Genomic DNA, 15800 nt, shown 5'->3' on the forward strand with positions numbered 1-15800 from the left:
ACTAGACAAACTAGAGGCGAATAACTCAGATAAGGGAACCACTTTATCTTGTTATCGTCTCTTTTTTAATGGATAAACATCAGGGAAAGGGGTGTATCATGTTAACCTATCAAACTTGGAAAGAACCGTCTTTGGATTTTGAAGTGGACCCTATCTATAAGGGGTCTTTGAACGTATTGAAGTGGGCGTATAGCCATTATGGCGATAGTGTCGTTTATGCCTGTAGTTTCGGGGTTGAAGGCATAGTCTTGATCGACCTCCTAACCAAAGTACAGCCAAAAGCTACCATTGTGTTTCTCGACACAGCCGTTCATTTCAAAGAAACATATGAAATCATTGAAAAAGTGAAGGAAAAGTATCCAAATCTAAACATCCAAATGAAAAAGCCTAAACTATCAATCCAAGAGCAAGCAGAAACCCATGGAGATAAACTTTGGGAGAGAAATCCGAACAAGTGCTGTCAAATTCGAAAGCTGGATCCATTAAAAGAATCATTGTCCAAAGGTAATGCATGGATCTCAGGATTAAGGAGGGAACAATCACCAACAAGAAGTAACGTGGAATTCATAAATAGGGATGAGAAGTTCCAATCGGTAAAGATTTGCCCGTTGATTCATTGGACCTGGAAAGAGATTTGGCGTTATGTCCATAAACATAACCTATCCTATAATGTCCTTCATGATCAGGGATATCCTAGTATCGGATGCTCCCATTGCACAAAACCAGCCATAGACATCAATGATATCCGCTCCGGAAGATGGAAAGGAAAAGGGAAAACAGAATGCGGACTTCATTAAATGAGGTGACGATCCTTGCTTGAAATCATGGCCATTGGCATAAGCTTATTCTTCGCCATGAATATTGGTGCCAGTGGAGCGGCGGCATCGATGGGGGTTGCATATGGTGCAGGAGCGATAAAAAACATACAGACAGCGCTTTGGATTTGTGCAGCCGGTGTCCTGACCGGTGCAGTTCTCGGTGGAGGAGAGGTAGTCAAAACGATTAGTTCTGGGATCATCCCACAACAAATATTGACGATTAAAATTGTCATCATCATTTTGTTATCAGCCACAATTTCATTGTTTCTGGCAAATTTGATCGGAATCCCATTGTCTACAAGTGAAGTAACGGTAGGAGCGGTTGTAGGGGTGGGAGTAGCTTATCAGGTGCTTTACGTGAAGTCACTTTTAACCATCATGAGTTTCTGGGTGATTGTCCCGGTCATCGCATTCGGAGTAACATGGGTTTTCGGTAAAGGTTTGCTACTACTGGAAAAACGAGGGTATCAACTGGAAAAGGGATGGCTTTCCTACCTTTTAATTGTTGCAGGATTCTTTGAAGCATTCTCTGCAGGGATGAATAATGTCGCAAACGCTGTTGGCCCACTGGTGGGATCAGGTTTATTATCACCTTCACGAGGGATATGGATAGGAGGATTATTTGTTGCTCTTGGAGCGGTTTTATTGGGGAAAAAAGTTGTGGAAACGAACGGTAAGAAAATAACTCAGTACTCGAAAGCAGAAGGAATTCTCATCTCGTCTACGGGAGCAATCCTTGTCATGGTGAGTTCCTTGTATGGATTACCTATTCCGCTGACTCAAGTTACTTCATCTTCCATCATTGGATTAGGAATGGCCAAAGACGGCAAACACATGCTACAAAAGAAAATTGTTAAAAAAATCGTTAAGATATGGGTGGTATCCCCACTGATTTCACTCAGTATTTCTTACTTTTTAGTCAAGCTGGTAATCGATAGTGATCTATACTCAATCGTCGTACCGATTAGTGTCATCATTGCCACTGTGGGAGCACTATCCCTCATGCGAGTAATTAATGAAGAAAGACGATCCGTTCACGAAGATGGAGGCGGAATATAACGTTAATTCCGATTAAAACAATAGTTTAAGGAGGATATTTAATGAGTTTACAGCCCCACGGAGGAAAATTGGTTCAATCATATTTACCTGAAGAGCCTTATGAGGAAATTCATTATGAGATTCCATTAGATGAGATTGCCTTAAGTGATTTAGAGCTCATTGCAATCGGTGCATACAGCCCAATTGAAGGATTTCTAACTGAGACTGATTATCAAAATGTCGTGGAATCATTACGATTGCAGAACGGCAGTGTGTGGAGCATCCCGGTTACACTGCCAATTGAAAAGGAAAAAGCCGAGAACTTAAAGAAAGGTATACGGAGCCGACTTGTTTACAATGGGGAAACATATGGTCTCATTGAAATAGAAGATGTGTATGAGCCAGATAAACAGAAAGAAGCTCTCTTAGTTTATGGAACGACTGACATCAGTCATCCTGGTGTACATAAATTACACCAACGTGGTGATGTATATGTCGGAGGCAGGATAACTCTAATTAAGAGGCTCTCAAAGCAATTCAATGAATATACATTTGATCCAAGCGAAACCCGTAAAAGGTTTAAACAAAAGGGCTGGAAAACGATTGTAGGATTCCAGACGCGAAACCCCGTTCATCGTGCCCATGAATACATTCAGAAGACAGCATTGGAAACAGTCGATGCACTTTTCTTGAATCCGTTAGTCGGTGAAACCAAAGCGGATGATATCTCAGCGGCAATCAGAATGGAAAGCTACGAAGTTCTATTAACAAACTATTATCCGAAAGATCGTGTGTTTTTAGGGGTATTCCCTGCTGCTATGAGATACGCAGGACCTAGGGAAGCCATCTTCCATGCGTTAGTTCGAAAAAATTATGGCTGCACCCACTTTATTGTTGGGAGAGATCATGCTGGTGTTGGGGATTATTATGGAACGTATGATGCACAGAAGATTTTTGATCAGTTCAGTGTAGAGGAGATCGGAATTACTCCTCTTCGCTTTGAACATAGCTTTTATTGTAAGAAATGTGAAGGAATGGCGACGACAAAGACTTGTCCTCATGATAAAGAGCATCACGTCATTCTGTCAGGAACTAAAGTGAGAGGAATGCTACGAAACGGAGAAGTCCCCCCTTCAACATTTAGTCGTCCAGAAGTGATTGAAGTGTTAATCAAAGGGCTTAAACGAGAATCTAACCAAACAAGTTGAGGAGGAGCATAGTTTGAGAGAAAACAATGAAAACATTGTATGGCATGAATCCGCTGTAACGAAACAAGAGAGGCGAACCCAAAATGGACATCAAAGTTTCATTTTGTGGTTTACGGGTTTATCAGCTTCAGGGAAATCGACGGTTGCCAATGCTTTATTCCATTCCCTTTTTCAACAAGGCAAGCAGGTTTACGTGCTCGACGGAGATAACGTTCGGCATGGGTTAAATCATGATTTAGGCTTCAATGAAGGAGATCGCAAGGAGAATATTAGAAGAATTGGCGAGGTGTCCAAACTTTTCATAGATAGCGGCCAAATCGTGCTCACTGCCTTTATCTCACCATATAGGCAAGATCGAAATCTCGTACGGAATTTAGTCGAGGAAGAAGAATTTTTGGAAGTGTATGTGCATTGTTCGTTAGAGGAATGTGAAAAACGCGACCCTAAAGGCTTATATAAAAAAGCCCGCAAACAAGAGATCACTCACTTTACAGGAATCAGTGCCCCATATGAAAAACCGGAAAATCCTGAGATTGTTCTGGATACAGAGAAGAATTCAATTGAAGAATGTGTGGAATACCTACTGAATGTATTAAAGCAAAAACAACTCATATAAGGAGAGAAAATCATGGCATATACAAAATCATGGGATTCAAATGAGAAGCTGAATAAAACAGAACAATGGAAGCTTGAGAAAGACGGATTATCGATTTTCAAAGATATTCCGTATTATGCTGAAAACGGGTTTTCTTCCATTCCGAAAGAAGAGTGGGATAAATTTAAATGGGCAGGACTTTACCTGCAAAGACCAAAGGAAGATGGTTATTTCATGATGAGGGTAAACGTACCATCAGGCATCTTAACCTATCATCAGGCAAGGGAGCTTGCATCCATAAGTAAAGAGTATGGAAGGGATGTCTATGATATCACTACCCGTCAGGCTATTCAGTTTCACTGGTTGAAGATCGAACAAATTCCCGATATATTCAAACGCTTAGAGCAGGTAGGATTGTCTTCCGCCGGTGCATGCGGGGATATTACACGTAACATCGTCGGGAATCCACTGGCAGGGATCGATCCTGATGAGCTCTTCGATACAAGAGGCGTTGTGAAGGAAGTGTATGATTTCTTCCAGCACAACGAAGATTTTTCGAACTTACCGAGAAAGTATAAGGTTGCGATCTCAGCTAATATCAATAATGCGTCAAATGCTGAAATCAACTGCGTTTCTTTTGTACCTGCAAAGAAGCTGATAGATGGGAAGGAGGAAGCCGGTTTCCACCTGAAAGTCGGGGGTGGCTTAGCTGCAAGACCATTACTAGCACAGGAATTGGATGTATTCGTTCTCCCTCACCAGGTGAAAGACGTCACGATTGCTGTGACAACCATATTCCGTGATTTCGGTTATCGGGAGAAAAGGCATTTAGCTCGATTGAAATTTCTAATGGCTGACTGGGGTCCGGAGAAGTTCAAAGAGAAGTTATTGGAATATGTAGATCTCCTGTCAGCAGGAACCGATGCCGTAAATGGCTGGAACGCAGGATATTTCTACGGAGTTCATCCTCAGAAACAGGATGGTCTCAATTATGTGGGTCTGAATGTACCGGTAGGACGTTTAAATTCGGATGAAGTGTATGAACTCGCGAGGATTTCTAAGAAATATGGGAACGGCGAACTGCGTAACTGTAATTCTCAGAATCTTATTATACCTAATATTCCAGATGAGCAGGTTGATGCTTTACTTTCCGAGAAAATCTTTGATCGGATTTCCACGAGTCCCTTATCCTTTATTGGGTATTCCGTATCATGCACAGGTATTGAGTATTGTAATCTAGCTCTGGTGGAAACGAAGGAACGGATGAAACAAATTGCCAATCATTTGGATGATGAACTTTCTTTAGATGTCCCCGTCAGAATCCATATGGTCGGATGCCCGAATTCATGCGGTCAACGGCAAATTGCAGACATTGGTCTTCAAGGAATTAAAATGAGAACGAAAGATAAGAAAATGATCGAAGCGTTCGAAATCTATGTCGGTGGTACCCTACAAGATGGAGGGAAGCTGAATGAAAAGTTAAAAGGGAAAGTGGAGGCAGTAAAGCTGACTGAGGTAGTCAAGCAGCTCCTCATTCATTTTAAAAATACAAAGGAACAAGGTGAAGCCTTCTTTGACTATATTAACCGAGTCGGCACCGCACCACTTCAGGAATCCTTGAACCAATTGCTTAAGGAAGCCTAATGGGGGAGATATTAAATGAACTTGTATCGATTTGAAGTCACTACTAACGACTTTGTCACCATTGTAGTAGTAGCGGCGGAATCAGATGAAAAGGCTTTTGATCTGGTAGAAATAGAGTTAGAAAAATATTTTTTAAAAAAGCCTGATGTGGTGGACATCTCCCTTTATGAGAAACGCAGAATCCAGGGGAATGGTGCAGGGTTTGTGCTCCATGAACAGGAAACGATCTTGAAATCATAAGGAGGAAGAAGCAATGGGAAAGGTTTACTTAGTGGGAGCGGGTCCTGGAGACCCTGAACTGATTACGGTAAAAGCATTAAAATCGATACAGAAAGCAGACGTCATCTTATATGACCGTCTGGTGAATAAAGAGCTTCTCTCCTATGCGAAGAAAGGAGCCGATTTAATCTACTGTGGAAAACTGCCAAACTATCATACGATGAAACAAGATACGATCAATCATTTTCTCGTGCGTTATGCTTCTAGTGGGAAAGTGGTAGTTAGGTTAAAGGGAGGTGATCCCTTCGTATTCGGCAGAGGAGGAGAAGAAGCTGAAGCACTGGCGAAAAAGGGGATTCCTTTTGAGGTTGTCCCCGGGATTACATCCGGTATTGCGGCGGCTGCCTATGCGGGTATTCCCGTTACTCATCGGGACGCCAGCTCAAGTGTTGCCTTTGTGACAGGTCATAAACAAAACAATCAACAGGAGGATGAGAAATGGGAAAGCTTATCTAAAGGAATCGACACCCTTGCAATCTATATGGGGGTCAGTAATCTTCCCTATATTAGAGAAAAGCTGATTCAACATGGGAAGAGTCGGGATACGCCTGTGGCACTGGTCCACTGGGGTACAACAGAAGTACAAAAAACCGTTACCGGGACACTGGATACGATCATCGATATCGTAAATGAAGAAAAAGTTGAGAATCCAAGCATGATCATCATCGGCGAGGTGGTCCGTTACCGGGATAAGATTCAATGGTTTGAAGAATCGTTGGATAAGAAATCTTTCATGAGCGAGGCACTATAAATGAAACAAGCGGTCCTTTATGTATGCCACGGGAGCCGTATCCCTAAAGCTAGGGAAGAAGCCATCGCTTTCATTAAACGTTGTCAGAAACATATTGAAACGGAAATACAGGAAATATGCTTTCTGGAACTTGCATCCCCTTCTATTCAAGATGGATTTGAAACATGTGTGAAAAAGGGAGCTACTCATATCTCAGTCATACCGCTGCTTCTATTGACAGCAGTACATGCAAAAAAAGATATCCCTGCGGAAATACATCATTGCAAAGAGATCTACCCCTCTATAAAGGTTCGTTACGGTAGACCAATTGGTGTTCACATAAAAATGGTTGAAAGTGTCATAAAGAAAATTGAGAATGTTTCCTCCATAGATTCCACAACTGTAGCGGTCTTAATTGGAAGGGGGAGTTCCGATCCTCAAGTGAAAAAGGATCTGGAAGCAATAGCAAAGCTTGTTCATCATAAGACACAGCTAAAAGAAGTTAAAACCTGTTATCTAACGGCAGCCTCCCCTAGCTTTAATAAGACGCTGGAATCGTTTAAAAAAACAGAAAGTAATGTCATATTTATTCCCTATCTATTGTTTACAGGGATACTCATGCAAGAAATCGATAGGGAAATTCGTTCAACAAACAATCATCATATACAACTTGGTGATTACCTTGGGTATGACCCTCTCGTAGAAAAAGCATTCTTGGAAAGGATAAATGAAACGTTGTGTTAGAAAGGAGAAATGTATGCTTCCTCTAATGGTTGATGTAAAAAACAAACAGGTGACAATAATCGGCGGGGGGAAGGTAGCATTCCGTAAACTTTCAGTATTTCTGAAGCATGGGGCTAGGATAAAAATCATCAGCCCCCAGGTGACGAGAGAAATTGAGAATTTACATGAGAAAGGGCATGTGAGATGGATCAACAAAGAAGTTGATAAAAATGATTTAGTTGATGCTTTCATTGTCGTTGCAGCTACTGATCAAAGAAAGGTAAATGATTGGGTGCAACAGGAAGTGGGGGATAATCAGTTGATTTGTATAGCTGATCGAGGAGGGAGCGGATCCTTTCAGATGCTCTCGTATAAGCAAACAGGTAATCTCACCATTTCTGTTTCCACCAATGGATCAAGTCCCACTTTATCTAAAAGGCTGTGCGAAGAATTTTTTCAGCAATGCAGTGATGAATTCATTGAAAAACTTGATGAAATCGGCAAAAAAAGAAATGAGCTTATTGCATCGTCCTTATCGGGAAGAGAAAAAAGGCTATTGCTGAAAAAGTTGGCAGATAGCATAAGATACTGAGTGTTAGCAATATTAATAGTAAACGACGGCAATTAGGGGAATTCTACCTAATTGCTCTTTATTAACTCCTTTTTTGACGCATACAAGGTTTAAGACTAAACAAATTATTATCAGCATTAATATATTTCAGAATTATCAGATTATAAAGAAGGGGATACATACTTCTATCTAGAAATGAATGATTAAGGAAAGTAACTTTAAAGAGAAATACCTTAATCATAAGGAGGAGAAGTATGTACGCAACCACAGGATCCATATTTGATCAAACGGTAGAAAAATTCCGAAATAAGGAGGCAATTGTTGAGGAAAAGACTGGAATCAGGCTTACATACAAGCAGTGGCAGGAAGAAGTCCATCGTACAGCCAATGCGCTACTGGAAGCTGGCGTAAAAAAAGGGGACCGGGTTTCTACATATCTATTTAATACGTTGGAGCTAGCAAATGCGTACTTTGCATGTGGAAAGATCGGTGCTGTGATTAACCCGATCAACTTCAGGTTAAAGTCCCAAGAGATTCAGTATATTCTAGAAGATGCTAAACCGAAGGTCCTGTTATTTGAAGAAGCACTAATAAAACCGATTGAGCGGATTTCAAATGACTTTCCAGAAACACTTTTTTTCTATGTTGGAGATGAACCACCAGCATTTGCTCAAAGCTACAATGAGGTTGTAAGTCGATGCCCGGTAGACATACCAGAAATGATTGTAGATGAGATAGATCCTTATGCGATAATGTATACAAGCGGTACTACTGGCCGACCTAAGGGAGTGCTCCACAGGCACAGGGATGTGGCCGAGCAAAGCTTAATTTGCACTTCTGTTATGGGGTTGAGACCAAATGATATCGGACTTGTTACTGCACCAATGTTTCATTGTGCCGAGCTACATTGTTGCTTCCTGCCACGTGTACAAGCGGGAGCTAAGAATATCATTGTTCATCAGTTCCAACCTCAAACCGTTCTGGAAGTGATTGACCGTGAGAAAGTCACGACCTTGTTTGCCGCTCCGACTATGTGGAATATGCTTTTGCAACATGGTGTGGAAGAAATGAATACTTCTTCGTTACGGATCGGTCTCTACGGGGCAGCACCAATGGCACCTGTGCTCGTCAGGGAAATTCATGAGAAATTACGAATTGATCTTATACAAGCATATGGCCAAACCGAGATGGGTCCAGCGGTTACGTTTCTGCTACAGGATGAGCAATTAACCAAAACAGGATCAGCAGGAAGGGCCGCATATAATCATGAAATCCGAGTGGTTAAACCGAATGAAAACGGTCCATCTGAACCACACGATTTCTGCCTACCAGGAGAAGTCGGAGAAATCATCGTTCGTGGTTCGTGTACAATGCTCGAATACTACAATCGGAAGGAAGCAACGGAAAAAGCTCTTTATAAAGGTTGGTATCACTCCAGTGATTTAGGATATATGGATGAAGAAGGCTATCTTTATGTGGCTGACAGGGTGGATGATATGGTGATCTCTGGAGGAGAAAATGTGTATCCACGTGAGGTGGAGGACGCCATTCATGAGCATGAAGATGTTTTAGATGTCGCGGTATTAGGTCAACCCCATGAAAAATGGGGAGAACAAGTGATTGCAATCGTTGTTTCTAAGAATCGTTCACTCACATCAGATGATTTGGATTCGTTTTTGAAAAATGGTGATCTATTATCAGATTATAAGCGGCCAAGAGAGTATCGATTTGTAGAAGAGCTGCCTAGGAACGCAAGTGGGAAAATCCAAAAGTTTATACTTAGGGAAAACGTGGTTCAGAGGGAAAAACGTTGTTGATTACGGTAATTATCGGGAGCTGAAAAAATCCACTAAAAATGAAAGATGCTAATAAACACGAAACAGAACACTTGTTCCATTTCGTGTTTGTTAGCAACCAAGGGTGAAAATGGGAGTAAATGAAAGAAAATGAAAGATAGTAAAAGCCCAGAAAGTAATTCTGGGCTTCTTTTCTATTCCTCGCAGCTTGTAGAAAACAAAATCGATATGCCACAAACTTTGTCTTTCATCACATCCGCAAACACCGTCGATGCAACTCCTGTGAAGGAATTGCAAAGATTTGAAAGATCATCATTGAAAAACTGGATGACTTCAGCCGTGAATACAGGATATACGGAGTTGGGTGAACCGGGGAATTGTTGCTTAACCACCACTTGATTGAAGTAGGGATTACCTGATAAGGCCTTTTCTACTAAGTTGGCAATTTGAAAGGAACGTAGGGGGCAAGGTATTGGAGAAACGATTTCTTGTTCATTATTGATGACGATTGTATTAAGGGTGATATTACCGAATTCAACGGACGGGACAAGAAGTGTTGCCAGCGCCTCAGCCTTCTCATTATCAGATACGTTAACAAGTGCTAAATATTGAGAACCGACGGGTATTAGAGGTCCCACTGTCACAGAGAGATCCTGACCAATTGAATACTTGAGTTCATTAAAATAAGTCACCCATGGAGGTGAAACCTGAACCTCTGATTTATGTTCCATAAATAAATCCTCCTATTTTATTCTAGTGATACTACTACATATTATATACCTTTAATAGAGAAAGGTTCGGGCGTTACAAATGTATCAGAAAGACCTGATTTTCAACTCCAAATTACTCTACGCCCTTCACCTTTAATACCTATTACAGTATGTAGAATCATTGAAAGAGAATTTATCGAGGCAAATTTAATGACCGAAGCTTTTTTTCGATACTGAAACAAAAATAGCAAATAGTAACTTTGTATTTGAAGCTCTAAAGTGAATAGAATAATAGATGAATTAATAGCCATCGGAATCTCCGCTGGCTATTTAGTATTTTGAATATAAGGAATGAGCCTGAAATTAGTTGGCTTTTCTCTATTAAGAGAATTCCTACCAATTTCTCTATTTGTAGCAAATCCCTATTTTCAGTGAATTAGATGGTTGAACCATAAAATAGATATAGATTATGTTGCCGAGATAACAGCACCATTTCTATGTATGACGATTACAATCTGTCCTGACTTTTTTTGATAATCAGAAGAAGTACCATAAGGAATTTTCAATGAGAAAGATTTCCCGTTCTTCTTTAATTCAACAGTGAATTTATCAGGTACCCCAATAATTTCAGCTTCAGTCACCTCAGCTTTTCCAGGAATAAATAGGTTTTGGCCAATGAGTAGCATATTCATTTTTAAATCATTTGATTTAGCCAAGACCTCTTGTTTTATTCCAAAACGGTGTGCTACGCCCCATAACGTATCACCAGCAACAACAGTGTATAATTCTCCAACATTTAACTGGGTTTGTTCACCAGGAACCAGAATAGATTTTCCGATATTAATTTGATCCGAATCCATCCCATTTAATTGTTTTAAATGAGCGATTGTTGTTCCATATCTTTTGGCTAATGAATACAATGTATCCCCTTGTTGGACTGAATAATTATTTTCAATATGACTTTCTATTGGAGGAACTAGAAGCGTTTGACCTGCATAAATTTTATCAGACAATAATACGTTTTTTTCTTTTAGTTGATCCACTGTAACATCATATTTCTTAGCTAGACTATATAATGTGTCATGCTTTTTTACTGTATATTCTGCACTGCAAGCTCTTGCATTTCCATTCGTGAGCAAAAGAGCAGACAATGCTCCAATAGTTGTAGCAATCGTTAATTTTTTGTTTCTCTCCTTTAGCGCTTTCTTCCTTTCTATAGTGATTCTTTCTCTCCTACTCAGTTGAATTGTACTCAATTCTCCCATCTCCTTTGTCCTAAATACTATCGAACTAACTATATATTAGTCATTAGTGGGAGAGAAGGGTCTATCGTCTTAACTGCCATTATAATCCTATCTGCCCATTGTTTTCCTGTTGGCATCATTTCCAATCTTTAAAATTCTACAAATAACGACAAATTCCTCCTGTCGGTAGATTCGTATCAGAGATGTTTCAGAATCAATCAATTGAGTATAAAGTCTTAGATATGTAACCGACAAAAAATAGTTGCAATGTATTCACCTTGAAGGTGGACAGCTACTTAAATCTCATTGCTCTCTATCAGTTAGGCATACATACGGTATATGAACCTATCCAGTGTACATAAAGGATTTACGCCAATTCCCGTTCCGAAAAAAGAATCAATTGTACCTTATTGCTCGAAATCATCCGTTTTTTAAATTATCCAAAAATATACTTACTACTAGTACTTTACTCTCGGTAAAAAGGGTGGATTTAAATCATATTGATTAGTGATAAGATATTTTGGTATTTGTAGAAATATGTAGAATTTTGTCTAATATTATCCAATATCTACAGTTCTACTACACAATTATTACTTTAACTGAATGAGGTGATGCACTAGAAATTGAAAATTTTTTTATGAAGGGAGATGCAATTACTAAAATGTGTATAGAAAATGATTAAGAGATGTATATAAAAAGAGGAATATGAAATCACAAGAAGTTAAGGTTGTGGAGTTAATGAATAAAAAACCGGCAAATATGAATCGGGCAGGTGCCGTTTTGTTCTGTACATTTTCTCTCTTATTTTCTATTGTATTTGTTCGTTTTCTTTATATACAAATAACAGGAGAAATAGAAGGGAAAAATTTAGTTGTAGAAGCTTCTAATAGATATTTACAGAATCATAGGTTGAAGGCAAATAGAGGAACTATACTTGATCGTAATGCTCATGTCCTAGCAGAAGACACTCCTTCTTATAAAATAATTGCGATTTTATCTGAGTCAGTAACATCTAACCCTAAAAAACCCAACCATGTTGTCAACAAGAAGAGGACGGCTGATGTGTTGTCTAGATATATCCATTTGGAAAAGACTGAAATTTACGAACTATTAAAAAAAGAGGGGAAATTCCAAGTAGAAATGGGAACTGAAGGTTATGGAATTTCTACCGAAGTAAAAGAAAAAATTGAAAAGGAAGAGTTACCTGGAATTACGTTTGTTAGTATTAATAGACGGTCCTATCCGAAGGGGATGTTTGCTTCTCATACGATCGGACTCCTTCAAGAAGATGTAAGTAGGAATGGATTTCCAATCACTGAAGGGATAATGGGAATTGAAAAAAGTTTTAATAAAAACCTTACTGGAAAAGATGGTTATTTGAGATATGAAAGTGACTTTTGGGGGTATATATTATCGGATTCAGAAAAGAGGATCATTCCCCCGGATAATGGAGATGATATTTATTTAACCATAGATGGAAACATCCAAAAAATTTTAGAAGATGCGTTAAATTCCGTTGATAGCGAGTATCACCCTAGGAAAATGTTTGCCATTGTATCTGATCCCTCTTCTGGAGAAATACTAGCCATGGCACAAAGACCATCATTCAATAATGATACAAAAAAAGGTATACGTGATAGCTGGTCAAACTTCATTGTTGAAACCTCTTTTGAACCAGGATCGACTATGAAATCATTCTCATTAGCCGCTGCAGTTGATAGTATGGTATTTGACCCAAATGAGTATTATAAATCTGGCCAATTTTTTGTAGATGGCTACCCTTCACCAATAAAGGATTGGAATAGAGGGAGAGGATGGGGAACAATTACGTATTTAGAGGGACTACAACGGTCATCTAATGTTGCTTTTATTAATCTGTTAGGGAAAATTGGAACTGAGAAGTACTTATCTTATTTAAAATCACTTGGATTCGGGAATATAACAGGCATTAACCTTCAAAATGAAGCAAAAGGAATTCTACAATATAACAATCCAATTGAAAAGGCTACTACAATATTCGGTCAAGGAAGCACAGTGACAGCCCTACAGATGATTCAGGCAGAGTCAGCCATTGCAAATGGAGGAAAAATGATGAAACCATATGTAGTCTCAAGAATAGTAGAGAGCGATTCAAACAAAATCGTTAAAGAATTTCAACCAGAGGTTATAAGATCTCCAATTACCAAAGAAGCTGCTGATAAAACTCGTGAGTATTTAACGTCTACTGTTAACTCAGATATAGGCACTGGGAGGAGATTCCAATTGAATGACTTTCAAGTCTCTGGTAAATCAGGCACTGCCCAGATACCAAATCCAAATGGAGGGGGTTATTTAACTGCACCCAATGAATATTTGTTTTCATTCTTGGGAATGGCTCCAGCTGAAGATCCTAAATTGATTGTTTACGTAGGGGTGGAGGAACCTGATTTGCCACCAACAGAAATTGGATCAATTCCTGTTTCGAAAGTATTTAAACCTGTTATGAGAGATAGTCTGATCTATCTTAATGATTTAAAGACAGATAGCATAAAAGAATAATACCCAAATGTAAGTGGGTACTATATTTTCCCTTATTGAAGAAATACAAAAGATGATCCTTTTCAACAACAGGTCTCTCCTTCGTCCATAATGGAGAATAAAGGTATTTAAGTTAAAGGTATTTAAGATTCTGGTGAAACGCCACTAACTACATGATAATCTCAATGATTGCCAGAATCTCTAAAAACAGTAAATAATGAGCTATATTTCGATTACAGAACGAGTAGATGGTTCGATTAGAATTCAATAATGAGAAATATGATGTACCTTCAGATTCTTCCACTTCTTACTGTTTTATTAAAGAGACAGACACACCAAATAAAGGAATCATCCATTCTCATAAAACTCCTAATAAAAGTATTCATACCGGACTTAAACATTTTCATATGTTGATTTCAGTTAACCAAGTTTGAGTTTTCAATAGGACGAATGTTAATCAAAAAAAGCAGAAATCCTTGTAGTATGTTTGAACTTCTTTACGTTTAAAAAAGAATTTCTGCTTTTTTGAAAACCTTACACCAAATTGCTAGGGTACTACAATAAGTTAAGTAGATGAGAAGGGGCTATATTTATTCATTTCATCTTGATCCTCGTATGCTTGATAATGTTTATACCTTCAGTTGCTTGGTAATGTCGTTAGTTTCACCGAAATATCTCGATAAAAGGCACGAATATCACTTAATCCAACAGTGTCATACAAGCTCAATCCTATAAAATCGGCATGGTCCCATCTATATTGAGTCTTGTGATAATTCCATACTCCTATTTTAGCCGTACTTTGTTCTGGCTGTGCCTGGTGTCCAGTCGGGTATTGTGAAGAAGGAACGCTCACTAGACCGTCGTTTGGCCACCAAGAAGATCCAAGTTGACCATTTTCATATCTTCCAATGTAAAATCCAGAAGGGTATAATAGTGGATTCATTGAAGGAAGGGGGAGATTGTAACCTGTTAAAGGAGAATGAAATGTAGCATCCCCAGTATAAGAAAAATAATAAACATCTGAATACGTTTTCATTTTTCCGTTCAGCTCTTTAGCTCCATCTATTGAAAGATCAAATTGACTAGTATCTTTTGTTTTCCAGAAAGGGCTGTTTAACATTCGTTGTACATACGAATATATCGGTTCATTTATTTCTCTCTTCAAACCCCAATGATCTAGTTTAAAATCATAGTTAAAAGATTCATTAGAATGCAGGTCTGCCAAATTAATATATTTGTACACAAACCCTTTTAAAAAGGGCATAAAGTTTTCTAGTTTATTGGCAAAAGGGGATCCATCATGAGGGGTCGCCAAGGTTGTGACGCTATGAACCCAATCTTTGTCTCCGACGTAAAGACTGGACATTTGCTGAGCCTGAGGATTGTTCTTATGATAATCCTGTTCCTCTATACTTCCCGATCTCAGTAATTCCAGCAACATCCTTGAAGTTTGCCCACCCATACTGTGACCAAGTAGATGTACCCGATACTCCTCATTCCAGTCCGTTTTAACACCTGAGTATTTCTTTCCGAATCGTTGATGATGATGATGTAAAGAATGAGCAGCCCCATAGTCAACCGTGCCACCCTTTATGTAGGCAAACAATTCAGCTGCTCGATCCCAGTTACTTGACACCGGTCCCACTGCAGCTGTAAATGTTTTAAATCCCTGATTGTTTAAATGGTTTTCTATATCATGAATTCCACCCCAGTAATAAAAATCAGACACTTCTTCTTTCCCCCAACCACCTAGTCCATGCACTAAGACGATGGGGTAATCATTACCCTCAGATTCTCCGGTATTTGCAGATATTTTCCTTTCAGGCAACATTAATAATAGCAAAAACAAGATAACGAGCATTTTACTTAAATTAATCATAATTCCATTCTCCTTTTTCTGAAATTTCTTACTATTAAGATAATACAA

At 39.1% G+C, this 15800-nt stretch carries 14 protein-coding genes; 11 read left to right on the plus strand and 3 right to left on the minus strand.

Going from position 1 to position 15800, the window contains the following annotated elements:
* Window positions 1-98: 98 nt before the first annotated feature.
* From FGG79_RS04480 to FGG79_RS04525, 10 genes are all read left to right on the plus strand, one after another.
* Window positions 99-797: a phosphoadenylyl-sulfate reductase gene (locus FGG79_RS04480; RefSeq protein WP_138776539.1), complete on the plus strand. Its 699-nt coding sequence runs from the start codon at window positions 99-101 to the stop codon at window positions 795-797.
* Window positions 798-824: 27 nt separating this feature from the next.
* A complete protein-coding gene (locus FGG79_RS04485) occupies window positions 825-1877 on the plus strand; it encodes an inorganic phosphate transporter (protein WP_138777588.1) in 1053 nt (350 codons plus the stop codon).
* A gap of 41 nt (window positions 1878-1918) precedes the next feature.
* Entirely contained in the window at window positions 1919-3064 is a 1146-nt protein-coding gene (gene sat, locus FGG79_RS04490) for a sulfate adenylyltransferase (RefSeq protein WP_138776540.1), read from the plus strand.
* A gap of 13 nt (window positions 3065-3077) precedes the next feature.
* Window positions 3078-3680 (plus strand): adenylyl-sulfate kinase, encoded by a 603-nt coding sequence (gene cysC, locus FGG79_RS04495; RefSeq protein WP_138776541.1) that lies wholly within the window; start codon window positions 3078-3080, stop codon window positions 3678-3680.
* A gap of 12 nt (window positions 3681-3692) precedes the next feature.
* Window positions 3693-5303 carry a nitrite/sulfite reductase gene (locus FGG79_RS04500; RefSeq protein ID WP_138776542.1) on the plus strand — a complete coding sequence of 537 codons (1611 nt, stop codon included), beginning with the start codon at window positions 3693-3695 and terminating at the stop codon, window positions 5301-5303.
* 15 nt (window positions 5304-5318) lie between these two features.
* On the plus strand, window positions 5319-5543 hold the full coding sequence (locus FGG79_RS04505) for a DUF3906 family protein (protein WP_138776543.1): 225 nt from the start codon (window positions 5319-5321) through the stop codon (window positions 5541-5543).
* 13 nt (window positions 5544-5556) lie between these two features.
* On the plus strand, window positions 5557-6333 hold the full coding sequence (cobA, locus tag FGG79_RS04510) for a uroporphyrinogen-III C-methyltransferase (protein WP_138776544.1): 777 nt from the start codon (window positions 5557-5559) through the stop codon (window positions 6331-6333).
* A complete protein-coding gene (locus FGG79_RS04515) occupies window positions 6334-7056 on the plus strand; it encodes a sirohydrochlorin chelatase (protein ID WP_138776545.1) in 723 nt (240 codons plus the stop codon).
* Window positions 7057-7069: 13 nt separating this feature from the next.
* The gene (locus FGG79_RS04520) at window positions 7070-7627 is read left to right on the plus strand and encodes a precorrin-2 dehydrogenase/sirohydrochlorin ferrochelatase family protein (RefSeq protein WP_171050800.1); all 558 of its coding nucleotides are present in this window, start codon (window positions 7070-7072) and stop codon (window positions 7625-7627) included.
* Window positions 7628-7860: 233 nt separating this feature from the next.
* Window positions 7861-9423, plus strand: coding sequence for a fatty acid--CoA ligase (locus FGG79_RS04525; protein WP_138776547.1), 1563 nt, complete (start codon window positions 7861-7863; stop codon window positions 9421-9423).
* Between the two features lie 173 nt (window positions 9424-9596).
* Here FGG79_RS04525 and FGG79_RS04530 read toward each other — a convergent pair whose 3' ends face one another.
* Together FGG79_RS04530 and FGG79_RS04535 are read right to left on the minus strand one after the other, a co-directional pair.
* A complete protein-coding gene (locus tag FGG79_RS04530) occupies window positions 9597-10133 on the minus strand; it encodes a hypothetical protein (protein ID WP_138776548.1) in 537 nt (178 codons plus the stop codon).
* A gap of 446 nt (window positions 10134-10579) precedes the next feature.
* Complete coding sequence (locus FGG79_RS04535) at window positions 10580-11368, minus strand: LysM peptidoglycan-binding domain-containing protein (protein ID WP_171050801.1); 789 nt, start codon at window positions 11366-11368, stop codon at window positions 10580-10582.
* A gap of 693 nt (window positions 11369-12061) precedes the next feature.
* Here FGG79_RS04535 and FGG79_RS04540 point away from each other — a divergent pair.
* Window positions 12062-13894: a peptidoglycan D,D-transpeptidase FtsI family protein gene (locus FGG79_RS04540; protein ID WP_138776550.1), complete on the plus strand. Its 1833-nt coding sequence runs from the start codon at window positions 12062-12064 to the stop codon at window positions 13892-13894.
* Window positions 13895-14510: 616 nt separating this feature from the next.
* Here the strand turns inward: FGG79_RS04540 and FGG79_RS04545 are convergent.
* Window positions 14511-15752, minus strand: a complete 1242-nt coding sequence (locus tag FGG79_RS04545; protein ID WP_171050802.1) for an esterase/lipase family protein — start codon at window positions 15750-15752, stop codon at window positions 14511-14513.
* Between the last annotated feature and the right edge of the window lie 48 nt (window positions 15753-15800).

It is taken from the genome of Bacillus sp. BHET2, assembly GCF_005938125.1.
In the GTDB taxonomy this organism is placed as follows: Bacteria; Bacillota; Bacilli; order Bacillales; family Bacillaceae_B; genus Rossellomorea.